22 protein-coding genes are annotated in these 19,819 nt (G+C 64.7%); 11 read left to right on the forward strand and 11 right to left on the reverse strand.

Going from position 1 to position 19,819, the window contains the following annotated elements:
* Nucleotides 1–3 precede the first annotated feature (3 nt).
* The 5 genes from QX094_RS25425 to QX094_RS25445 all read right to left on the reverse strand — a co-directional run bounded on the left by QX094_RS25425 (nt 4) and on the right by QX094_RS25445 (nt 4,746).
* A complete protein-coding gene (locus QX094_RS25425; protein WP_315711730.1) occupies nt 4–696 on the reverse strand; it encodes a TauD/TfdA family dioxygenase in 693 nt (230 codons plus the stop codon).
* 243 nt (nt 697–939) lie between these two features.
* Complete coding sequence (locus tag QX094_RS25430; RefSeq protein ID WP_316186127.1) at nt 940–1,830, reverse strand: TauD/TfdA family dioxygenase; 891 nt, start codon at nt 1,828–1,830, stop codon at nt 940–942.
* A 66-nt stretch (nt 1,831–1,896) separates the two neighbouring features.
* Nucleotides 1,897–2,997, reverse strand: coding sequence for a serine/threonine protein kinase (locus QX094_RS25435; protein ID WP_316186128.1), 1,101 nt, complete (start codon nt 2,995–2,997; stop codon nt 1,897–1,899).
* A gap of 7 nt (nt 2,998–3,004) precedes the next feature.
* Nucleotides 3,005–4,438: a methylenetetrahydrofolate--tRNA-(uracil(54)-C(5))-methyltransferase (FADH(2)-oxidizing) TrmFO gene (gene trmFO / locus QX094_RS25440; RefSeq protein ID WP_316165331.1), complete on the reverse strand. Its 1,434-nt coding sequence runs from the start codon at nt 4,436–4,438 to the stop codon at nt 3,005–3,007.
* Nucleotides 4,439–4,593: 155 nt separating this feature from the next.
* Complete coding sequence (locus QX094_RS25445) at nt 4,594–4,746, reverse strand: DUF1127 domain-containing protein (protein WP_006614327.1); 153 nt, start codon at nt 4,744–4,746, stop codon at nt 4,594–4,596.
* 196 nt (nt 4,747–4,942) lie between these two features.
* On the opposite strand from QX094_RS25445, the gene QX094_RS25450 reads away from it, so the two are divergent.
* Both QX094_RS25450 and QX094_RS25455 read left to right on the forward strand, forming a co-directional pair.
* Complete coding sequence (locus QX094_RS25450; RefSeq protein WP_316188284.1) at nt 4,943–5,188, forward strand: hypothetical protein; 246 nt, start codon at nt 4,943–4,945, stop codon at nt 5,186–5,188.
* 32 nt (nt 5,189–5,220) lie between these two features.
* Nucleotides 5,221–5,487, forward strand: a complete 267-nt coding sequence (locus QX094_RS25455) for a hypothetical protein (RefSeq protein WP_315712608.1) — start codon at nt 5,221–5,223, stop codon at nt 5,485–5,487.
* Nucleotides 5,488–5,557: 70 nt separating this feature from the next.
* Here QX094_RS25455 and QX094_RS25460 read toward each other — a convergent pair whose 3' ends face one another.
* Nucleotides 5,558–6,379, reverse strand: a complete 822-nt coding sequence (locus QX094_RS25460) for a lytic murein transglycosylase (RefSeq protein ID WP_315711736.1) — start codon at nt 6,377–6,379, stop codon at nt 5,558–5,560.
* Between the two features lie 190 nt (nt 6,380–6,569).
* A complete protein-coding gene (locus QX094_RS25465) occupies nt 6,570–7,481 on the reverse strand; it encodes a DUF2189 domain-containing protein (protein WP_315711738.1) in 912 nt (303 codons plus the stop codon).
* A gap of 402 nt (nt 7,482–7,883) precedes the next feature.
* Here QX094_RS25465 and QX094_RS25470 point away from each other — a divergent pair, with 402 nt between their 5' ends.
* On the forward strand, nt 7,884–8,291 hold the full coding sequence (locus QX094_RS25470) for a DUF3597 domain-containing protein (RefSeq protein ID WP_315827531.1): 408 nt from the start codon (nt 7,884–7,886) through the stop codon (nt 8,289–8,291).
* A 99-nt stretch (nt 8,292–8,390) separates the two neighbouring features.
* Here QX094_RS25470 and QX094_RS25475 read toward each other — a convergent pair whose 3' ends face one another.
* The 3 genes from QX094_RS25475 to QX094_RS25485 all read right to left on the reverse strand — a co-directional run bounded on the left by QX094_RS25475 (nt 8,391) and on the right by QX094_RS25485 (nt 9,492).
* The gene (locus tag QX094_RS25475; protein WP_315751025.1) at nt 8,391–8,555 is read right to left on the reverse strand and encodes a DUF1127 domain-containing protein; all 165 of its coding nucleotides are present in this window, start codon (nt 8,553–8,555) and stop codon (nt 8,391–8,393) included.
* A 115-nt stretch (nt 8,556–8,670) separates the two neighbouring features.
* Nucleotides 8,671–8,943 carry a GNAT family N-acetyltransferase gene (locus QX094_RS25480; protein ID WP_315711742.1) on the reverse strand — a complete coding sequence of 91 codons (273 nt, stop codon included), beginning with the start codon at nt 8,941–8,943 and terminating at the stop codon, nt 8,671–8,673.
* A 6-nt stretch (nt 8,944–8,949) separates the two neighbouring features.
* On the reverse strand, nt 8,950–9,492 hold the full coding sequence (locus tag QX094_RS25485) for a DUF3828 domain-containing protein (RefSeq protein WP_315827630.1): 543 nt from the start codon (nt 9,490–9,492) through the stop codon (nt 8,950–8,952).
* Between the two features lie 255 nt (nt 9,493–9,747).
* Here QX094_RS25485 and QX094_RS25490 point away from each other — a divergent pair, with 255 nt between their 5' ends.
* The 7 genes from QX094_RS25490 (at nt 9,748) to QX094_RS25520 (ending at nt 17,704) form a co-directional block, all read left to right on the forward strand.
* On the forward strand, nt 9,748–11,349 hold the full coding sequence (locus QX094_RS25490) for an acyl-CoA synthetase (RefSeq protein ID WP_316188285.1): 1,602 nt from the start codon (nt 9,748–9,750) through the stop codon (nt 11,347–11,349).
* A 6-nt stretch (nt 11,350–11,355) separates the two neighbouring features.
* Nucleotides 11,356–12,213: a PCC domain-containing protein gene (locus QX094_RS25495; protein ID WP_316188441.1), complete on the forward strand. Its 858-nt coding sequence runs from the start codon at nt 11,356–11,358 to the stop codon at nt 12,211–12,213.
* A 75-nt stretch (nt 12,214–12,288) separates the two neighbouring features.
* Nucleotides 12,289–13,059: an AAA family ATPase gene (locus QX094_RS25500; protein ID WP_315827535.1), complete on the forward strand. Its 771-nt coding sequence runs from the start codon at nt 12,289–12,291 to the stop codon at nt 13,057–13,059.
* 330 nt (nt 13,060–13,389) lie between these two features.
* Complete coding sequence (locus tag QX094_RS25505; protein WP_315715219.1) at nt 13,390–14,766, forward strand: IS30 family transposase; 1,377 nt, start codon at nt 13,390–13,392, stop codon at nt 14,764–14,766.
* 485 nt (nt 14,767–15,251) lie between these two features.
* Complete coding sequence (locus tag QX094_RS25510) at nt 15,252–15,938, forward strand: UPF0149 family protein (protein WP_316165338.1); 687 nt, start codon at nt 15,252–15,254, stop codon at nt 15,936–15,938.
* Between the two features lie 104 nt (nt 15,939–16,042).
* A complete protein-coding gene (locus QX094_RS25515) occupies nt 16,043–16,597 on the forward strand; it encodes an SRPBCC family protein (protein WP_316165339.1) in 555 nt (184 codons plus the stop codon).
* Nucleotides 16,598–16,726: 129 nt separating this feature from the next.
* Nucleotides 16,727–17,704: a cytochrome D1 domain-containing protein gene (locus tag QX094_RS25520; RefSeq protein ID WP_316165340.1), complete on the forward strand. Its 978-nt coding sequence runs from the start codon at nt 16,727–16,729 to the stop codon at nt 17,702–17,704.
* A gap of 184 nt (nt 17,705–17,888) precedes the next feature.
* Here QX094_RS25520 and QX094_RS25525 read toward each other — a convergent pair whose 3' ends face one another.
* Nucleotides 17,889–18,533, reverse strand: a complete 645-nt coding sequence (locus tag QX094_RS25525) for an HAD hydrolase-like protein (protein WP_316188286.1) — start codon at nt 18,531–18,533, stop codon at nt 17,889–17,891.
* A gap of 277 nt (nt 18,534–18,810) precedes the next feature.
* Between QX094_RS25525 and QX094_RS25530 the strand changes: the two genes are divergently transcribed.
* Nucleotides 18,811–19,803: a lipase family protein gene (locus QX094_RS25530; protein WP_316188287.1), complete on the forward strand. Its 993-nt coding sequence runs from the start codon at nt 18,811–18,813 to the stop codon at nt 19,801–19,803.
* Nucleotides 19,804–19,819: the final 16 nt, after the last annotated feature.

Raw genomic sequence — 19,819 nt, forward strand, 5'->3', positions numbered from 1 at the left:
GGCTCAGGCCGAGGGCATCGTGCTCCAGAGCGGCGGGCTGTGCAGGAGTCTCGGCATGTCCGGCGGCTCGTGCCGGTGGATCGTGCAGCGGGTGTCCCAGACGACGAGATCACCCGGCCGGCAGGTGTGGGTCCAACTGAACTCGGGCCGTTCGGCAAGCTGCCAGAGATCGTCGAGCAGCGCGTCGGATTCGTCCTGCTCGAGGCCGACGACGTAGGAATGGCGACGCTGCCCCAGCGCGAGCATCGAGCGGCCGGTATCGATATGATTGCCGACCAGCGGATGCACCGGGCCTGCGATGACGGTGCGACGGCCATCATCGGCGGTGTCGGTCGCGAGATGACGAACCTTCAGATGAGCGACGCGGCTGCGCAGCGCCGGTGAGAGCGCGTCATAAGCGGCGTAGAGGCTGCAGAATGACAGTCTGTCGCCCAGCAAGCCCCCGGGGGAGGTGTAAAATAGATCCGCGTGACCGAAGCGACGGCTGAAGGCCGCGATGTCACGTTCACCAAGCCGCTGGCCGCGCACCAGCAGGACCTGATGCTTGAGCAGCGCGCGCATGAACGAGGCGAACGCCCAATCGTCGAAGGATCCGAGATCGACATTGCAGACCTCGGCACCGAGCGTCTTTCCCGTCGGGATGACCTGGATGAGGCTGCTTTCGGCGCTTCGAGCAACGTTGCTTCTGAGACTCACTTGCGTCATCTCCCAAGTTTCACCAGTGCCTGCAAATCAACCATCGTAATTTGTCGGGGGTGTTTCGGCTCGGAGGCAATTCGCGGAAGGATCGCGGCACGATCTGCCGATTGTCGGCACACTCTGCCGCTCTGAGTCGGAAGTTGGACGCTTCAAGGCGATGCGCGAGGAAATATCCAGCAACCTGCAACTCATTCGCAGGCAATCTGGCGCTTGATCGTGCTGATCCCGCGCGCAAGCGAATCAGTGTGGACGATCTGTTCCCTTGATCTGGGTCCGATGCATGATTCGCCGCGCATGATCATCGAACGGATCGCGCCGATGCATGGTGCAGCGATTGTCCCAGATGACGAGATCTCCGACCTTCCAGACATGCTCCCAGGAGAATTCCGGACGGGCAACATAGGCCCACAACGCGTCGAGCAATGCTTCCGACTCGGCGAGCTCGAGGCCGACCAGATAGGCATTGCGCCGGCGGCCGAGATAAAGCATCCGCAGGCCGGAATCGGGATGCGTGCAGACCAGCGGATGGATCGCGCCCGGCGATGTGCGCGGATCATCGGTCGGCGTTACGCCCTGTCGGACGAAGCCGCCGCTGTTGTAGGTGCCGTCGTGCTTGATCTTCAGATCTGCGACGCGGCGCTTCAGTTCAGGAGGAAGCGCGTCGTACACGGCGTACATGCTGCAGAACGACGTGTTGCCGCCGACGGGGGGAATTTCCAGCGCGTAGAGCGCGCTCGCGATCGGCGGCGTGTCGAGATACGACATGTCCGTATGCCACACCGCTTCGCCCGCGCCGAGGCTGCCGATCGCCTCGCCATTCACCTTCACGTTCGAGACGATATAGATTTCGGGTAGACCGTCGACGAAGCGGCGCCCGTTCTCCTGCACCGGCGCCCAGTCGAGATCGCCGAAGCGGCGGCTGAAGGCGATCAAGTCCTGGTCCGTCAGACCCTGGCCGCGCACCAGCAAAACGGAGTGCGTGTGAAAGGCACGGAGCAGGGAGCCGAAGCCCGCATCGTCCAGATGCTTGAGATCGACATGTCGAATCTCGGCACCGAGTTGCCGGCCGGTCGGGATGATCTCGATGTTCGACGACCGAGACGTTGTGGCCGCGCGGGTTTCGACGTTCATTGCCAATCCTCCCAAACGACATTGCAACCAAAGGATACAATGGTCGGTCCGCGAAGTCTCGTCCGCTCAGGCCGAAGGCAGGTTCAGGTCCGCCTCGAAATTGAACCGGTCGCGCAGGTTTTTGCGCGAGTCCAGGATGTCCTTGAGGAAAGCGCGATCGCTGTCGCTCGTGAGCATCGGTTCGATCAGGTCGATCTGGTTCATCGCGACCAGCTGCAACAGTTCAGTGCGTGGCCTGCCGCTGGCGTCGCGCGGCAGGGCATGCACGACCTGGATATGCTCCGGCGGCTTCGGGCCCTTGGCTGAAGCAAGCTCGTTTTGCAGCTGAGTTTCAAGCGTCGGTTGCTCTCCCTCGACGAACGCATAGAGCCCGACGCCGGTCCGGCGGTCTGCGAAGGCAACGATCGCCGCGTCGCGCACGGCCGGATTCTTCCGGATCATGTCCATCAGCACCGGCGCATCGTTGACCAGGCGTCGTCCGCCACCCTCGCGGTCGGTGAAATTGAAGATGCCGCGCGTGATGGCGCGATACACCTTCTTGCCGGTCATCAGCCAGACGCGCGCGAACAGCGATTTGCGTGCCAGGATCTTGCGCTCCTTCGGCGTCAGCGCCTCGGGCGCGTAACTCCGCTTATGCTTGAGCAGATGACGCAGGTCCTCATAGGCCGCGATCCGGAACAGCCGGCTGCGGCTCTCGAAGCAGGCGGCCAACTGGAAATCGGTCACGTAGCAATGGCCGTCGTGACCGACGAGCCAATTCTGCTCCTTGGCGAGATCGTTGTGCGTGATCCCGGCGCGATGCAGCCGGCGCATCATCTGTTTGGCCGAGCGGAAATAGGCGACGTTGCCGTGCGGCTTGGCCAGGTGCAGCGCCACGCCATTGATGAAGCCGCGGACCAGCGCGCGATCCCCAGCCCATAGCAGATCAGGGCCGGCGTTGAGCCCCTTGGCGCGCATCAGCGCCTTGCGCTCGCGTGCGAACAAATGCCGCGCCAGCACGAACGACCACCACGGCACCTCATCGAGCCGGCGCAGCACGGCGTCGACGTCACCGGCCTCGCTCTTGAAGCGGCCGCGCTCGACGGTCGAGAACACGTCGCGCTTGAGCAGAACGCCTTCGCTCCAGCGCGCCGCCAGCACGGCGAAATCAGTCTTCGGCAAACTCATGGGGCTCTCACGCAGCGGCCGCGACGGGCAGGTGCTCGGCGATCCAGCGGTCGAGATCGGCCAGCGCGCGGGCGCTCATCGCCTGCTTCTTCGCCACCGTCTTCTCGTTGCCCTTCAGCCGCGTGCCGTCCGGCTTGCGGGTCGGGGTCGTCGCCAGCGGCGGGAACAGGCCGAAATTGATGTTCATGGGCTGGAACGAGCGCGTCGCACCGTCGATCGTCTCGATGTGGCCGCCGGTGATATGGCCGAGCAGGGCGCCGAGCGCCGTGGTTGGTGGTGGCGGCAGCAGATTGGCGCCGCGCACCTCGGCGGCGGCGTAGAGGCCGGCGATCAGGCCGATGCTCGCCGACTCCACATACCCCTCGCATCCCGTCATCTGGCCGGCAAAACGCAGCCGTGGCTGGACGCGCAGGCGGAGCTGCGCATCGAGCAGCTTCGGCGAGTTGAGGAAGGTGTTGCGATGCAGACCGCCGAGCCGCGCGAACTCCGCGTTCTCCAGCCCGGGAATGGTGCGGAAGATCTGCTGCTGCGGGCCATATTTCAGCTTCGTCTGGAAGCCGACCATGTTGTAGAGCGTGCCGAGCTTGTTGTCCTGGCGCAGCTGCACGATCGCGTAGGGCTTGACCGTCGGATTGTGCGGATTGGTCAGGCCGACCGGCTTCATCGGGCCGTGACGGAGCGTCTCGTGGCCGCGTTCGGCCATCACTTCGACCGGCAGGCAGCCGTCGAAATAGGGCGTGTTGGTCTCCCACTCCTTGAAGTCGGTCTTCTCGCCGGCGAGCAGCGCCGCGACGAAGGCGTCGTACTGCTCCTTCGTCATCGGACAGTTGATGTAGTCAGCCCCCGTGCCGCCCGGACCGACCTTGTCGTAACGCGACTGGAACCACGCCTTGGTCATGTCGATCGTGTCCTTGTGCACGATCGGCGCAATGGCGTCGAAGAAAGCAAGTGCCGTCTCGTCGGTCAGGTCCCGGATGGCCTCGGCGAGCGGCTGCGAGGTGAGGGGACCGGTGGCGACAATGACGCGATCCCACTCCGCCGGCGGCAAGCCGGTAACTTCGCCGCGGCGCAGCGCGATGCGTGGATGCCCTTCGAGAGCCGCTGCGACGGCCGCCGAGAAGCCGTCGCGGTCGACGGCCAATGCGCCACCGGCCGGAACCTGATTGGCGTCGGCAGCGCGCATGATCAGCGAGCCCAGCCGGCGCATCTCGGCATGCAGCAGGCCGACGGCGTTGTTGGCCGCATCGTCGGAGCGGAAAGAGTTCGAGCACACCAGTTCGGCCGGGGTGGCGGTTCGGTGCGCCTCGGTCATGCGGTCCGGCCGCATCTCGTGCAGCACCACATCGACTCCAGCCTCGGCGAGCTGCCAAGCGGCTTCAGAGCCGGCGAGGCCGGCACCGACAACGTGGACGGTATTCGAAGGTGATTTGGAGCCTGTCATGCGCGGGACAGGTAGCGCTTTTCCCGAGCGCTGCAAATGCGCCAATGAGGCTCGGCGCGAGAAAGCGGGCGCATGTGTTTCGCTGCGCCAGGCCTAGATGCGGCAACGCCCGCAGCGAGGCGGGCGATGTCCGGTAGATATCGGAAGAAGGCCGATCAGCCGTTGTAGTGACCGGCGGCAACGCGCGGGATGTCCGAGCGATCGAGACCGATGTCGGCGAGTTCGCGATCGCTGAGCTGCGACAGCTCGGCAACGTTGCGCTGATACTCACGGAACGCCTGAACCATGCGGATGAGCGAGAGCAACATGAGAAATCTCCTTTAGTTCACGATTCAGTTCTTCATTGGAACCTCATCGTTGAAATGAACATAGAAGAGATTGTTGCGATGCGGAAGTGCCGATGTTGCGATGCAGCTAAACCTCCGGCGCATAGCTTGGGTAACGCTTGAGTAAGAATCGGGCAGCGGATCAGAGGGTGCGGATCTGTTGGAAACCTCCGTAATCATGCTGTTTTTCAATCGTTCGTTTGAAAAGCCCGATCGATTGGCTGTCACTGCGGCTATGAAGCCGTTAGGCGTTGAGCATCTCGCGAGCCCCGACGAAGTGCATGGGTCGATCGGCGTGAATTTTTATTCACTCTTTGATGTCGCGACGGTGAACCGATGTCCACGATCACGCGCGGCTCGCAGTGATTTCATTTCGCGAGAATATCGCGGTGGTGCGACAAATTGTCGCGGCGTCCGGCAATGATGCCTGCGCCGTCGCACCAGCGAGGAAAAACAATGAACAGCAAACTGTTGGGGGCCGCGCTCGTCATCGCGGCGATGACCGCGTTCGGTCCGGCTCAGGCGGCGCGGATGCACGGCGCCGGCTGCAGCGGGGCCAACCTGGAGAAGACTGAGACGGCGATCGAGGCTATGGCTGATGGCGATGCCAGATACACGGCGCAGCGAGAGATCGCGGCGGCCCAGGATGCGCTGCTGAGCGGCAAGATGGGCGCCTGCAGCGTTCATCTGACGAAGGCGATGCAGGCCGGGATGATCAAGTAGCGCGTCAATCGTTCGCATCGTTGAACCAAGGGCCGATCGCGTCACCGCGATCGGCCTTTTTCCGGGCAGGCTATGGCGCCCGCGCCAGCTGCGTCGCGAAGGTCGCGATCGTCCGCGCATAGACCTCGCTCTTGTTCCACTGCTGGATGACCGCAAAATTCGGGCCGCCGGGCTCCCAGTCCTTGCCCTTCTGCCAGCCATAGCCCTTCAAATAGTTCGCAGTGGAGGCGAGAACGTCGGGCGCGCTGCGGATCAGGTCGCGCCGGCCATTGCCGTCGAAATCGACGGCATATTTGATCCAGGACGACGGCATGAACTGGGTCTGTCCGATCTCGCCGGCCCAGGCGCCGCGCATCTCGGCCGGCTGGAGATCGCCGCGGTCGACGATCCGCAGCGCATCCAGCAACTCGCCGCGAAACTGCTCGGCGCGGCGGCAGTCATAGGCCAAGGTCGCGAGCGCACGGATGGTCGGGAACTTGCCGACATTGACGCCGAAATCGGTCTCGAGGCCCCAGATCGCGACCAGCACCTCGCCGGGCACGCCGTAGCTCTGCTCGATCCGCGACAGCACCGAGCCGTATTGCTTCAGCATGTTGGAGCCGCGGGTCAGGCGCGGCGGCACCATGCGCCCGGAGAACTCTTCGAAGGTCTGGCTGAACACCTTCTGACCGCGGTCGCGGTTCAGCACGCTTTGGTCCGGCGTCACGCCCGTCAGCGCCGCATTGATCGTGTTTTGCGAGATGCCCTTGGCCGCAGCCTCGGTCTTGAACTCGGCGAGCCAGCCGTCGAAATTGCCGTTGCCGCAAGGTACCGCGGCGTGCGCTGGCGCTGACAGGGGGGTAAGGGCAGCGAGACAGGCAAGAGCGGACACGGCGAGAACGCGAGCAATCATCGAAACACCTGGACGGCAATGGATTCAAAAAGCGTTGCTGGGCGTGCTCCATGTCGGGCGTAACCGCGGCAGCAGCAAGGCCTTTCGATCACATTGGCGTCGGATTTCGTGAGCGCCGCCACACTCTGCGGCCGCTCGACGCGACCGCCGGCCCGGAGGCCGGCGGCAGTGAAAACTCATCGCTGCGTCCTCACATCTGGTCACGCGAGCGCCATGGGAACAGGTTCGCCGGGAAATCGGCCGCGGGCTTGGAGCTGCGGGGGACCGGCGGCACGATCCGGGCGGCGTCGGGGTGGATCGCGATGGCCTCACGGTAGAGATGCCAGGTGGCGTGGCCGAGCACCGGGATCACGACGGCGAGACCGAGGAAGAACGGGATCGTGCCGGCCACCAGAAGCACTGCGACGATGAGGCCCCAGGCCGCAACCGGAACTGGGTTCTTGGCCGCCACGCGGAGCGAGGTGACGACCGCTTCGAGCGCGCCGGCGTGACGGTCGAGCATCAAGGGGAAGGACACGATGCTGAGGCACAGCGCCAGCAACGCGAACAGGAAGCCTGCGCCACAGCCGACCGCGATCAGCCACCAGCCTTGCGGCGTGGTGAAGACCCGCTGCAGGAAATCGCTCACACCGGTCGCGCCGCCATAGCCGAACACTGCGACGTAGATCGCCTGCGCGGTCGCGACCCAGGTGACGAACAGCGCGAACAGCAGCGTGCCCAGTCCGAGCATCGAGCCGAACGACGGCGACCGCAGCACCTCCAGGGCATCCCAGGCACTGGTGTCCTCGCCGCGGTCTCGGCGGCTGCTGAGCTCATAGAGACCGAGCGCGGCGAACGGGCCGAGCAGGGCGAAGCCGGCCGCCAGCGGAAACAACAGCGGCACCACCGCATAGCCGAACACTGCACGCGCCAGCACCAGGCCGAGAACGGGATAGATCGCGCATAGCATCACGGCGTGACTCGGCACTGCCTTGAAGTCATCCCAGCCGAGCCGCAGCGCACGCATCAGGCTCGACATGTCGATCGTACGAATCGTCAGCTCAGCCGCGACCTCGTCTGCCGCCCGAACGTGGGAGGCAGCATTGCTGTGGTAGGTAGCCATCGTCGTGTGCTCCCTCAACTTGCGCAGGGCGCTTCCCAACCACGCAGGCGGGCTGCGCTTCTCGTTGGAACAAATTCGCGGATGGCCAGACGCGACGAACCTCGGGGCGGCCATTCGCGAACGGAAGTCATCAGGATAGTGGCAAAACAGGCTGCGCCTACTCACGCCTCGGTGAGGGCTGTGAATGTCGCAGTGCATTAGCTTGGCACGCCCATGCAGAAGCCTGAGCATGGTCCAATAAAGTCGTTCCGCCGTCATTCCGCCTTGGGTAAGCTTCACATTCGTCGCCGTGTTCGCGTTTGGCAGGCCACGGCGGTGGCGGAGCGGCTCCGACGGGCGTCTCTGCAACGGAACATCGCCGGCCGAGTTCTTCTTACGATCACCATCCATTGGGAGCCATTGATGAGCGTTTTCGGAAAGATCATGGGCGCGATTTTCGGCCATCATGCCGAGGCGGCACCGGCCGGCGGCAGCACGCCCGCCGCGGGCGGCGCCGCGCCGGCCGGCGGCGCGGCTGCGTCCCCGACGGCGGCCCCGGCTGCTGCGCCGCAAAATGTCGATGTGGCTGCGATCGTCGACAAGGCGGCGGCTGCCAAGCACGAGAAGCTGGAGTGGCGAACCTCGATCGTCGACCTGATGAAGGCGCTCGATATCGATTCGAGCCTCGCTGCGCGCAAGGAGCTCGCCAAGGAGCTCGGCTATAGCGGCGACACCAACGACTCCGCCAGCATGAACGTGTGGCTGCACAAGCAGGTGATGAGCAAGCTCGCCGCCAATGGCGGCAAACTGCCGCCGGAGATCAAGCACTGAGCGTGCGCCGCTCACGGCAAGAACAAGAAGCGAAAGGCCCGCCATCGTGCGGGCCTTTGTCGTCTTGGATCGCGTCTGGCGTGAGGCTGTGCCAGCGCCTCAGACGTGCACGAAGCCGGCGCGTTCCCAGGCCTCCGCATGTAGCTGGTCGCGGTCGAATCCGATGTCGCGCAGCGTGCGCTCGTCGAGCTGGTCGAGATAGGCGAGCTGCGTGCGGTAGTGAACGTAGCGCTTGAGAACGTCGAAAATGGCTGTGATGAACATGTGCCTCTCCCCATGGGTCTGGTTGCTTGCTCGGCGGGGGATTGCTGATCCATCCAGGTAGCCATTGCGTTAAGGCGCTCCGTCCAATCGTCTCGCCCGGTAATTCCACGGCCCATCAGGCCATGATGTCCCGGTTCTCCGGATGGTCTCGGAGGTAGTCGGCGACGAAGCTGCAGCCCGCGATGACCTTGCGGCCGTCGGCGCGGATCAGCGCGAGGGCACCTTCCACGAGCTGCGAACCGATGCCGCGGCCTCGCAGCGGTAGCGGGGTCTCGGTATGGGTGATGATCACCCCCTGCGGCGTGGCCCGGTAATTGGCAAACGCGACGTGGCCGTTGATGTCGAGCTCGAAGCGGCTCCCGGCCTTGTTGTCACGGACATCAGTCATGCGCCTCTACTTTCGTTTAGGTTTCTCGGTGATCTTGAGGAACTCCGCCAGCAGTGCACGGATCGACCATGGCTTGCCATCGACCGCACCCCGGATGTCGTCGATCTTCCATTGGCCCGCTTCGCGCACGAGGTCGTAACGGATGATGTCGTCGGCCTGTTCCTTGCGCTCGGTCCGGTGGCCGCGAATACTGACCGCGACGGTTGCCTTGTCGCCGTCCTGCATTTCCGACGTCACCTTGAACGAGGCGACATCGGGATCCTGCGAATTCGTGACGGGATCGAAATCGATCGCCCCGACCTCGCCCTTGGGCGTGCGGGCGTCCATCTTCGCCCATTGGGCGGCCAGCGACTTCGACAGATATTTCGCGCGCGCCGCCTTGTCCTCGATGACGAAGGTGCCGCCATCCTCCCCCTTGCCCTTGGCGACGCGGGTGTAGATCGCAGTCATGATGCCGACAGGCTCGCTGGAAGCAGGCGCCTGCGCGTGCAGCGGAGAAGCGGCGAGCACGCCAGCGAGGCCGAGAAGCAGGAAGCGACGATCGATCATGGTTGTCCTCAAATCAGATTCGGCGCGCGGTGATATGAAGAAATGCGCGGCCGGCCACGGTTTGTCGCGCGGCATCCGCATCCGTTCGAAACACGCCACCGCATGGGTGGGATGGGGAGGCCGGCCTTGCGAGGGCGAGCAGGACCGGGATAAACAGGCCCAAAGGTATCGGGCGGCTGAGATCGCCTGAAGGATCGATCGAGGGGACGCTTCCATGGGTCTGTTCGTCAGCAGCAGCGGCGCGAGAGATTGTCGATGACACCGGCACCCCTGCGCATGTCCCGCCGGGTGATGAACCTCGCGCATATCGTCACGCAAAATGGCCGCCGGCTCGGCGACCGCGTCGGCTTCGTCTGGGGCGAGAGGTCGTGGACCTGGCGCGAAATCGACGCGATGGTCTCGGCGCTCGCGGCGGCGCTGGCCGAGCAGGGGATCGCCAAGGGCGATCGCATTCTGGTGCACTCCAAGAACTGCGAGGAGATGTTCGTCTCGATGTTCGCCGCGTTCCGGCTCGGCGCGGTCTGGGTGCCCACCAATTTCCGACTGATGCCGGACGAGGTCGCCTATCTCGCGACCGCCTCGGGCGCGAAGGCGTTTCTCTGCCACGGCGACTTTCCGGATCATGCTGCCGCAGTGACGACTGCTGACTTTACCTGGCGCATCGGTGAAGGCGGCAGCTTCGGCACGGGGGCCGTGGCCGACGCAATGAAGGCGCATGTCGGCGCACACGTCGCGAACGCGGCCGTCGAGCATGACGATCCCTGCTGGTTCTTCTTCACCTCCGGCACGACCGGTCGCTCCAAGGCGGCGGTGCTGACGCATGGCCAGATGGCGTTCGTCATCACCAATCATCTCGCGGATCTGACGCCGGGCACGACCGAGTACGACGCGTCTCTCGTCGTGGCGCCGCTGTCGCACGGCGCCGGCGTGCACCAGCTGATGCAGAGCGCGCGCGGCGCCAAGACCGTGCTGCTGCCGAGCGAGAAGTTCGACATCACCGAAGCCTTCCGCCTGATCGAGATGCATCGCGTCAGCAACCTGTTCACGGTCCCGACCATCCTGAAGATGATGGTCGAGCATCCCGCGGTCGACCAGTTCGATCACTCCTCGCTGCGCCACGTGATCTATGCCGGCGCGCCGATGTATCGCGAGGACCAGAAGCGCGCGCTGGCGCGGCTCGGCAAGGTGATCGTGCAGTATTTCGGCCTCGGCGAGGTCACCGGCAACATCACTGTGTTCCCGGCCGCGGCGCACGAGGAAGAGGATGGACCGGAGGCGCGGATCGGCACCTGCGGCTATGAGCGCACGGGCATGCAGGTCTCGATCCAGGACGATCAGGGACGCGAGCTGAAGCCGGGCGAGACCGGCGAGATCTGCGTCATCGGTCCGGCCGTGTTCGCGGGCTACTACGACAATCCCGACGCCAATGCGAAGGCGTTTCGCGACGGCTGGTTTCGCACCGGCGATCTCGGCCACATGGATGCGCAGGGCTTCGTCTACATCACCGGCCGCGCCTCGGACATGTACATCTCCGGTGGCTCCAACATCTATCCGCGCGAAGTCGAGGAAAAGATCCTGACGCATCCCGACATCGGCGAGGTCGCGGTGCTCGGCGTGCCCGATCCGGTGTGGGGCGAGGTCGGTGTTGCCGTCTGCGTGGCGCGCGAAGGTGCGGCCGCGCCGAGCGAGAGCGCGATCGCCGGCTATCTCGCCACCAAGCTGCCGCGCTACAAGATGCCGAAGCGCTTTTTCTTCTGGGACGCGTTGCCCAAATCGGGCTATGGCAAGATTCCGAAGCGTCTGGTGCGCGACGAGCTCGAGGCGCGCGGCCTGCTCGATCTCACCAGGCAGGGCTGACGCGTGATGCGATCCATCACCCAGCCCGGTGCGCCCGTCGCGGATCGCATCCAGTGGGTCGAGGCCCGCGGCCGTGTGTTCACCTTCACCATGGAGCAGGGGTTGCCGCTCTTGGACGCCGCGCGCCGCGGCTTTGCGGCCAATGGCTTTGCCGGCGGTGTGCTCGATATCAAAGGCGGTGCGCTCGGACCGTTCGCCTATGTGATGCCGGCGCTGTCGAAGACGGCGGATCATGCCGCGTTCTACAGCGACACCTATCGTCCCGCCGGTGTGACGCGCCTGTCGACGGGGACGATGACGCTCGGCGTGCGCGACGGCGCGCCATTCTTCCATTGCCACGCGCTGTGGATGGAGGAGGGGAGCCGCAACGGCGGCGGGCACATCCTGCCGGAGGAGACCATCGTTGCCGAGCCGTTCGAGGTCGACGCCTTCGGGCTCGACGGCGCGATCTTCACGGCAGAGCCGGACGTCGAGACCGGCTTCAAGCTGTTCGGGCCGGTAGCGGCCGCGCGAAGCGGCGCCATGACGGATCGCCGCGCCTTCGCGCTCCGGCTGCGGCCGAACCAGGATTTCGCCGGCTGCCTTGAGGCATTCTGCCGGGCGCAGGGGATCAGCAAGGCCCGCATTCGCGGCGGCGTCGGCTCGACCATCGGGGCGCGCTTCGAGGACGGCGTCGTCGTCGAGCCGTTCGCGACGGAGCTGACCATCACCGCCGGCGCGATCGCGCCGGGCGACGACGGCCTTGAAGCCACTGTTGACGCCGCGCTGGTCGACTACACCGGCGCGCTCGCGCGGGGGCGCCTCGTCCGCGGCGACAATCCGGTGCTGATGACGATGGAGCTGGTGCTGGAGGTCGTGGCGTAGCCCGCGTGGGCCGGTGGCCGATGCGGGCGCGATGTGCGAGATTGCCGGTGATGTCACCGAGGTTGTGAAGGCGTCATGGCGAGGAAGCAACGCGAGATCCGGCTGCCGGCCCCTTATCTGAAGCGGCTGTGGCTCGATCCGGCGAAGATCTCCGATCGCGCGGCCTATCCGTTTTGCCTGCCGTTCCTGCAGGACGCGTTCGAGCTCAGCTTCACCAACGCCATCACCATCATTGTCGGCGAGAACGGCACCGGCAAATCGACCCTGCTCGAAGGCATTGCCGCGCTCGCGGGCTACGACGAAGCTGGCGGCGGCAAGGGTTACATGCCGGTCGACCATGGGCGTGCGATCGAGCGTATGGGCGGCGCACTCGCCGCCGCGCTGCGCGCGAGTTGGTTGCCGAAGATCACGCAAGGCTGGTTCTTCCGCGCCGAGAGCTTCTTTTCGGTGGCGCGCTATCTCGATCAGGCCGCACTGGACGATCCGTTCGGCGGGCCGCCGCCCGACTTCCTGTCCCATTCGCATGGCGAGGGGTTCCTGCGCTTCTTCGAGGAACGCTGCCAGCGCCAGGGCATCTACATTTTCGACGAGCCGGAATCGGCACTGTCGCCGGCGCGCCAGATCGAGTTCCTGAAGCTGATGCGGCGCATGGATGACTCCAGCCATTGCCAGGTGCTGATGGCGACGCATTCGCCGGTCCTGATGGCCTATCCCGGCGCGACCCTGTTGCGGCTGACCAAATACGGCCTGGAGAAGGTCGCGGTGCAGGATACGGATCATTTCAAGGCGATGCGTGAGTTCTGCGCCGACCCCGACGGCTTCGTGCAGGCGGTGCTGGCGGAGTGAGGCCGGGATGATAGGCGAGCAGAGCGAAGCCTGCTCGGCCCTCATTGCGAGCGAAGCGAAGCCATCCAGGACCCACGAGGACTCTGGATCGCTTCGTCGCTTTGCTCCTCGCGATGACGGAGAGACATGACTGCGCGTTCTCGCCGTGCCAAGTGCACCCGAGCTTTGACGTTCATTCCGCCCTCCTCAGTGAGAGGGCGCAGGGAAGGCCGGGTGCAGGCCGCACCCATGGCCCGCCTGCGAAAAAAATGCAGGCGGCAGGAACCACAGGATTGGCCGAACAACCGGCGGATTCAATTGGTCGTCGCAACACTCGATGAGGAGGTTGCGATGGGCATTCGAAAGAAACGGTCAACGCGGGGCAAGCTGGGATCATTGGGGCGCCCACCAGTTGCGGGGCGTGCGGAACAGCAGAAATTTTGGCGTGGGATTGCCGCTGGGTTGAACAGCGAGAATGCTGCGCTGGCTGCTGGATTATCGGATGCTGTCGGCCCCCGATTATTTCGAAAAGCGGGCGGCGTGGCACCGGCAATGTTCCGACCTTCAGCGAAGCCGCTCTCCGGACGGCACCTCTCTTTTTCTGAGCGCGAAGAGATTGCGCTGCTGAATGCGCAGCGCCATTCTGTACGAGAGATAGCGCGGCGTCTCAATCGATCTCCCTCGACCATCTCCCGTGAACTCGATCGCAATGCGGCCACGCACGGCGGCAAGATGGCCTATCGGGCGACGGCCGCCCAGTGGCATGCAGATCGATCGGCCCGGCGTCCTAAGCCGAGCAAGCTTGCAAGCAACGCCGCCTTGCGCGCTTATGTTGAAGAGCGGCTTGCAGGGTTTGTCGCACCTCCAGGCGGCGTTCGGCGGAAGGCCGGTCGTGCGGGCTCTAGCCAGGATCAGGGGTGGACGAAAGCGTGGAGTCCCGAGCAGATTGCCCGGCGCTTACCGATCGACTTCCCGGATGACGAGGCGATGCGCATCAGCCACGAAGCCATTTACCAGGCGCTTTTTGTTCAGGGCCGAGGAGCGCTGAAACGCGAGTTGTCGTCCTGTTTGCGAACGGGACGTGCGCTGCGCGTGCCCCGAGCGCGTACGCGGAAGCGCAGCAAAGGCTTCATATCGCCAGAGATCATGATCAGTGAGCGTCCGGCCGAAGTCGCGGATCGAGCTGTGCCGGGACATTGGGAAGGAGATCTGATCGTCGGCTCCGCCAGCTCGGCAATCGGCACGCTGGTCGAACGCAGCACGCGGTTTACAATGCTCCTGCACCTTCCACGGCTGCCGGGGTTTGACGATGGCCCACGTACGAAGGATGGGCCTGCGCTCTCCGGACACGGAGCTGAAGCGGTACGCGATGCGATCACGCGCACCATCGTCACCTTGCCCAAAGAACTCCGCCGCTCGCTAACCTGGGATCAGGGGACCGAAATGGCTCAACACAGTGACCTCAAGATCGATACAGACCTTCAGATCTACTTCTGCGATCCAAGAAGCCCCTGGCAACGTGGCACGAACGAGAACACGAATGGCCTGCTGCGGCAGTACTTCCCGAAAGGTACCGATCTGAGCGTCTACGATGCTGACGAGATCGCCGCCGTGGCCGCAGCGCTCAATTCCCGACCGAGAAAGACGCTAGGATGGAAAACTCCAGCAGAAGCGCTTGACGAGCTGCTGTCACGAATGAAAACACTTGGTGTTGCGACCACCGCTTGAGCCCGCCACCGGCCTTCCCTGCGCGACGGTTTCTACCGGCTTATACGCGCTCTCCTCGGTGCGCCGGGCCTTCTGGCCACCGTCATCGGCGCGACGCCTTGAAGGCATCGACACCCACTTGACCTCAGCGTCGGGAGGTCAGGACCACACGATTTCGCCGTCCGCCACAAAACCCGTCGTCTGCGCAAAAGCGCCGGGCCCGTGACGTCCATCGCATCCCGCCCTCCACGCCCGTGACGACCGCGAAGCGCCCCTCTCGTGAGGACAGGACGCATGCAGGAAAACAGAAATTCCGAAATGGCGAAACAGGAATATTTTTCACGGCAGGACTGGACAAGGGTGATGCCGCTGATCCCGTGCGCAAATTTAGGTTTTGCGCGCATGGCCGTTTTGGTGTCAAAACGGCCGCGTCGTGGCTCGGCCATGTGCGCGCCGTGCCCGTCGGGCGACTCGGAACGTGACAGGAGCGAAGGAAGAGGGGCTGCATGCCGGAGCAGATCGGTCGCCACGACAAGCTCGAACAGGCGCTCCTGGCCCTGGATGATCGCGCCATGGTGCTGGAGGAGCTCGACGGCTTCATCGCCGGCCTGCTCGTGCTCCCTGAGCCGATTCCGCCGGGCGAATGGTTCGCGGCGGCCTTCGGGCTCGGCAAGGGCCGTCGCTCCGTGTTCACCAGCATCGACCATGCCAACGAGGTGCTCGGGCTGGTCATGGACTATCACCGGGAGATCGCGCTGACGCTCGCGCATCATCCGGAGCAGTACCAGCCGCGCTTTCCCATCGACGGCTTCAACGGCGAGGTCGTCTGGGAGCTGTGGATCGACGGCTTCGCGGCGGCCACGAACCTGCGTCGTGACAGGTTCGATGCGTATGAGCGGGTGGGCGGCGAAGTCGCCATGGCTGCGGTCGGTCTGATGATGATGATCGGTGCAACTCTCGACGAGAACCCGGATCCCGTCGAATATCGAAATCTCAGTCGCAACGCGCCCCAGAATATCCGCGAGGCGGTGCTGACGCTGCATCAATACCGGCAGAGCGGGGCTCCGCTGCCCGCGTCCACCAGCTTCGCCCGGCAGCCCAATCCCTTCGCGTCGTTCGGCAGGGTCGGCCGCAACGACCCCTGTCCCTGCGGTTCCGGCCAGAAATACAAGCGCTGCTGCGGCGCGAATTGATCGGCCACGACACGGTCTTTTTTGTTGCAACAATCGGGAGCGGTGCAAAGATGCGCCGCCGCGCGCCGGATGCGCCGGCCAATGAGAGTGACTGAGGAAACGACATGAGGATGGTGTTCGGCAAGGCGCTGGCCGTGACGGCGGCGCTCGCGATCGCAACGACGGCCCTGACCACAGCGGATGCGCATGGTCCGACCCGGCGCAAGGTGCAGGAGCACGTCGAGATCAACGCCGCGCCCGCCAAGGTGTGGGCCGTGATCGGCAACTTCCAGGACATGAGCTGGCTCGGCGTCGTCGACAAGACCGCGGGCGACAAGGGCAACGAGATTGGCGCCACGCGCAAGCTGACCCTGAAGGGCGGCGCTACCGTCGACGAGGAGCTCTACAAATACGACGCCGAGAAGATGAGCTATTCGTACCGTATCACCGCCGTCGACGTGAAGGTGCTGCCGGTGACGAACTACTCGTCGACCATCGCGGTGACGCCGAGCGCGGACGGCAAGGGCAGCGTGGTCGAATGGACCGGCGCGTTCTACCGCGGCTTCCCCAACAACGATCCGCCGCCGGAACTGAACGACGAGGCTGCGGTCAATGCGGTGACCGGCCTGTACAAGGCTGGACTCGAAGGGTTGAAGAAGAAGGTGGAAAGCGGGAGCTAGCGTGGATTGACGATGTTGCTTGGTCGGCGCTCTCCATCTCACCGGACTGCTGCGAGCAACCCGGCCATGGCGGTCTTGGCGCAGACGAGCGCCAAACTCCGATTGCCATATGCGATCGCATTTCCGTCCATGGGCAGATGCCAAGCCAGCGCGCATCGTCTCCCGCATCATCTCCGTGCGCTTTTGTCCGGTATCTTGCTCGCGTCCGCCACAATCATCGCCCATGCCGAGGAGGCCTTCGTCACCAACCAGCTCAGCGACGATCTGACGATCGTCGACCTCGCGACCTCGAAGCCGGTGGCGACGATCCCGATCGGCGGCAAGCCGGCCGGCGTCGCGGTGGCTGCCGACGGACGCTTCGCCTATGTGGCGAGCCCGGACGACAAGAGCGTGAGCGTCGTCGACGCTGTCGCGCGAAAGGTGGTTGGACGGGTCGAGGTCGGTGGCGGGCCGCTCGGCATTGCCGTGACGCCGGACGGTTCGACGGTCTACGTCGCAGACTGGTACAACGCCGCAATCCGCGTGATCGATGCGAAGACCCGGACCGTGACCGGCAGCATCGCGGTCGGCGCCTCGCCGTCGGGGCTTGCGGTGACACAAGACGGCAAGCTGCTGCTCTCCGCCGACCGCGATGACGACATGGTCTCGGTGATCGACACGGCGACGCGCCAGCGCCTTGCGACCATCAAGGTCGGCACGCGGCCGTTCGGTGTCACCATCGACGCCGAGGGCAAGCGCGCCTACACGGCAAATGTCGCCTCCAACGACGTCTCGGTGATCGACCTCGCCGAGCGCCGCGAGATCGGCCGGGTCAAGACCGGTTTGCGGCCCTATGCGGTGGCGCTGGCGCAGGGCAGGGGCTTCGCCACCGACCAGTATGACGGCACGGTCAGCGTGTTCGACCTGGCGAGCCTGCAGCCGCTCAAGCGCATTAGCGTCGGCGACTATCCGGAGGGCATCGAGGCGACCGCCGACGGCCAGCGCGTCATCGTCGCCAATTGGGAGAGCAACATTCTGAGCGTCATCGACGTGGCCGCGCTGAAGGTCACCGGAGAGATCAAGGTCGGCGACGGTCCGCGCGCATTCGGCGCGTTCCTGCGGCGGTGAGCAGGTCCGCCGGTGGCGGAAATGGAGTTGCATCTGCAGCCTCCGTCACTGCGAGCGCAGCGGCGCAGCGAAGCAATCGAGGCCGCGCGAAGACTCTGGACTGCTTCGCTGCGCTCGCAATGACGCGGTGAGGTTATCGAGGCTCGTCACTATCCCTGCATGTCGCCGGCGGCGCTGATGCAGGCTACGAATCTCGTCTGGCGGGCACCACCAACCGCTCCACGATCTCGTCCATCCGGGTGAACAGCATCTCCGGCTGGTGGTCGCGCAACGCCTGCTCCGCGGCATAGCCCCATGTCACCGCGCCGAAGGCGATGCCGGCGGCGCGCGCCGCCTCGATGTCGCGGGTCTCGTCGCCGATCGCGATGGCCTGGGCTGGGTCGACGCGCAGCCGCTTCAGCACCCGGCGAAACTTCCGTGCCTTGCCGAACACCGAGGCCGAGCAATCGAAATCGGCGAACAGACCGGCGCGCGATCCGAGCTTCTGCCGCGCGTTGGCCTCGCTGTCCGACGACACCAATGCGAGCATGGTGCCGTTCGCGGCAAGCGTGTCGAGCATGATGTCGACGCCTGCAAACAGCGGGATGCTCGCTGCATGCGCCGTCTTCAGTCGGCGCACGTGGCGCGCGATGAAGGGCAGCTTCCAGCGCGGCACCTGAAGGAAATCGAGGATCTCACGGGTCGAGGCATGGCGGAGCCCGTCGATGTCCTCGTCCTTCACCTGACGAAAGCCGAAGCGCTGCGCGACGACGTTCACGTGGGTGCGAAACCACGGGAAGCTGTCGGCGAGGGTGCCGTCGAGATCGAAGATGACGAGAGAATATGGCATCCGGGCGCGGGGTGAGCGTGGCGAGGAGCTGATGATCGTCGAGGCGTGTCGTCCTGCGACAGCCCTGCGCCATAGCAATGGGAGGGGCGGCGCGCAAATGAGATGCGATCATTGCGTGTCGCAGCTCCACGGTGACGTTCGATGATCAGGGGTTGAACATGTTGTGATGTGCACCTGGAGATAACGCGGTCTATCATCCCGGCGGGCCGGCGGATCATGGTCTGCCTGCCCGATTTGATCGAAATTGTTTTCATCATTCAAGCCAGAGAGATTTCACATGGCCCTCAACAAGGTTGCTGCAGCGTATCTGTCCTACTTCGCCTATATCGACGACGCGCTCGATGTGGTTCAGCCGAGCGATTTCGTGGCGATGCTGAAGTCCGTCCCATCGGGTGCGGCGAACGGTCCGTGGTCGCTATGCTGGGGCCCGGCGGTCAACAACGGCGTGCTCGCCTACGTCGCGCAAGGCAACGACGGCAGCTACGCGGTGGCGTTCCGCGGCACCGATGTCGATGGCTCGGTCGCCGGCGCGTTCGAGAACGTGCTCGCCGATGCCGATGCTGTCTTCCAGGTGCCGTGGCTGTATCCGCAGCAGGCCGGAGCGCCGCTGCAGATCAGCGCCGGAATCAACGACGCGCTGGCGCTGGTCATCGCGCTCACCGATCCCACGACGGACCTGTCGCTGCTGGACTATCTGCGCGGCCTTGCGGCCAAGCAGAACCTGCAACTGATGGTGACCGGGCACAGCCTCGGCGGCGCGCTCGCCGTGGTGGCGACGGCGTGGCTGCAGGACCAGTTGCCGAAGCTGAACTCGTCGCTGACGTTCACGCTGTGGCCGCACACCTTCGCGGCTCCGACGATGTGGAACGCGGGCTTCGCGACGACCTTCGCAAAGAGCTACACCTATTACGCGGCGGTCAACAGCAACGATATCGTGCCGATGGCCTGGGCCAACCTGAACGGAATTCTCGGTACCTATCCGCCGCCGGCGCCGGTCCTGAAGGACACCAACTACTACTCGATCTACAAACCGCTCGAGTGGCTCAGCGCAGCGATCCCGACCTATACGTCGATTGCGCCGAGCAATCCGGATCTGTTCACGATCACGCCGATCGTCGAGGCGAACGACTCCTGGACCGCGGAAGCCGGCTACATGCATTCCATGCAGCTGCAGTATTTCCCGCATGCGACCGGCACGAAGGCGCCGCCGCTGCCGGGAGTCACCAAGACCGGCGTGGCGCGGCCACGGGCGGTCGCCGTCGCGGCCTGAGCGCCGCAGGGCAGCT

Source organism: Bradyrhizobium sp. SZCCHNS1050, assembly GCF_032484785.1.
Taxonomy (GTDB): Bacteria; Pseudomonadota; Alphaproteobacteria; order Rhizobiales; family Xanthobacteraceae; genus Bradyrhizobium.

Coding starts and splice junctions, on each gene's coding strand:
- QX094_RS25455 (WP_315712608.1), top strand. CDS start 5,221: ATGAACAGCAAACTGTTGGGGGCCGCGCTCGTCATCGCGGCGATGACC.
- QX094_RS25510 (WP_316165338.1), top strand. CDS start 15,252: ATGCCGGAGCAGATCGGTCGCCACGACAAGCTCGAACAGGCGCTCCTG.
- QX094_RS25465 (WP_315711738.1), bottom strand. CDS start 7,481: ATGGCTACCTACCACAGCAATGCTGCCTCCCACGTTCGGGCGGCAGAC.
- QX094_RS25500 (WP_315827535.1), top strand. CDS start 12,289: ATGGCGAGGAAGCAACGCGAGATCCGGCTGCCGGCCCCTTATCTGAAG.
- QX094_RS25490 (WP_316188285.1), top strand. CDS start 9,748: ATGACACCGGCACCCCTGCGCATGTCCCGCCGGGTGATGAACCTCGCG.
- QX094_RS25480 (WP_315711742.1), bottom strand. CDS start 8,943: ATGACTGATGTCCGTGACAACAAGGCCGGGAGCCGCTTCGAGCTCGAC.
- QX094_RS25475 (WP_315751025.1), bottom strand. CDS start 8,555: ATGTTCATCACAGCCATTTTCGACGTTCTCAAGCGCTACGTTCACTAC.
- QX094_RS25470 (WP_315827531.1), top strand. CDS start 7,884: ATGAGCGTTTTCGGAAAGATCATGGGCGCGATTTTCGGCCATCATGCC.
- QX094_RS25485 (WP_315827630.1), bottom strand. CDS start 9,492: ATGATCGATCGTCGCTTCCTGCTTCTCGGCCTCGCTGGCGTGCTCGCC.
- QX094_RS25530 (WP_316188287.1), top strand. CDS start 18,811: ATGGCCCTCAACAAGGTTGCTGCAGCGTATCTGTCCTACTTCGCCTAT.
- QX094_RS25430 (WP_316186127.1), bottom strand. CDS start 1,830: ATGAACGTCGAAACCCGCGCGGCCACAACGTCTCGGTCGTCGAACATC.
- trmFO (WP_316165331.1), bottom strand. CDS start 4,438: ATGACAGGCTCCAAATCACCTTCGAATACCGTCCACGTTGTCGGTGCC.
- QX094_RS25495 (WP_316188441.1), top strand. CDS start 11,356: ATGCGATCCATCACCCAGCCCGGTGCGCCCGTCGCGGATCGCATCCAG.
- QX094_RS25460 (WP_315711736.1), bottom strand. CDS start 6,379: ATGATTGCTCGCGTTCTCGCCGTGTCCGCTCTTGCCTGTCTCGCTGCC.
- QX094_RS25445 (WP_006614327.1), bottom strand. CDS start 4,746: ATGTTGCTCTCGCTCATCCGCATGGTTCAGGCGTTCCGTGAGTATCAG.
- QX094_RS25450 (WP_316188284.1), top strand. CDS start 4,943: ATGCTGTTTTTCAATCGTTCGTTTGAAAAGCCCGATCGATTGGCTGTC.
- QX094_RS25505 (WP_315715219.1), top strand. CDS start 13,390: ATGGGCATTCGAAAGAAACGGTCAACGCGGGGCAAGCTGGGATCATTG.
- QX094_RS25515 (WP_316165339.1), top strand. CDS start 16,043: ATGAGGATGGTGTTCGGCAAGGCGCTGGCCGTGACGGCGGCGCTCGCG.
- QX094_RS25435 (WP_316186128.1), bottom strand. CDS start 2,997: ATGAGTTTGCCGAAGACTGATTTCGCCGTGCTGGCGGCGCGCTGGAGC.
- QX094_RS25525 (WP_316188286.1), bottom strand. CDS start 18,533: ATGCCATATTCTCTCGTCATCTTCGATCTCGACGGCACCCTCGCCGAC.
- QX094_RS25520 (WP_316165340.1), top strand. CDS start 16,727: ATGGGCAGATGCCAAGCCAGCGCGCATCGTCTCCCGCATCATCTCCGT.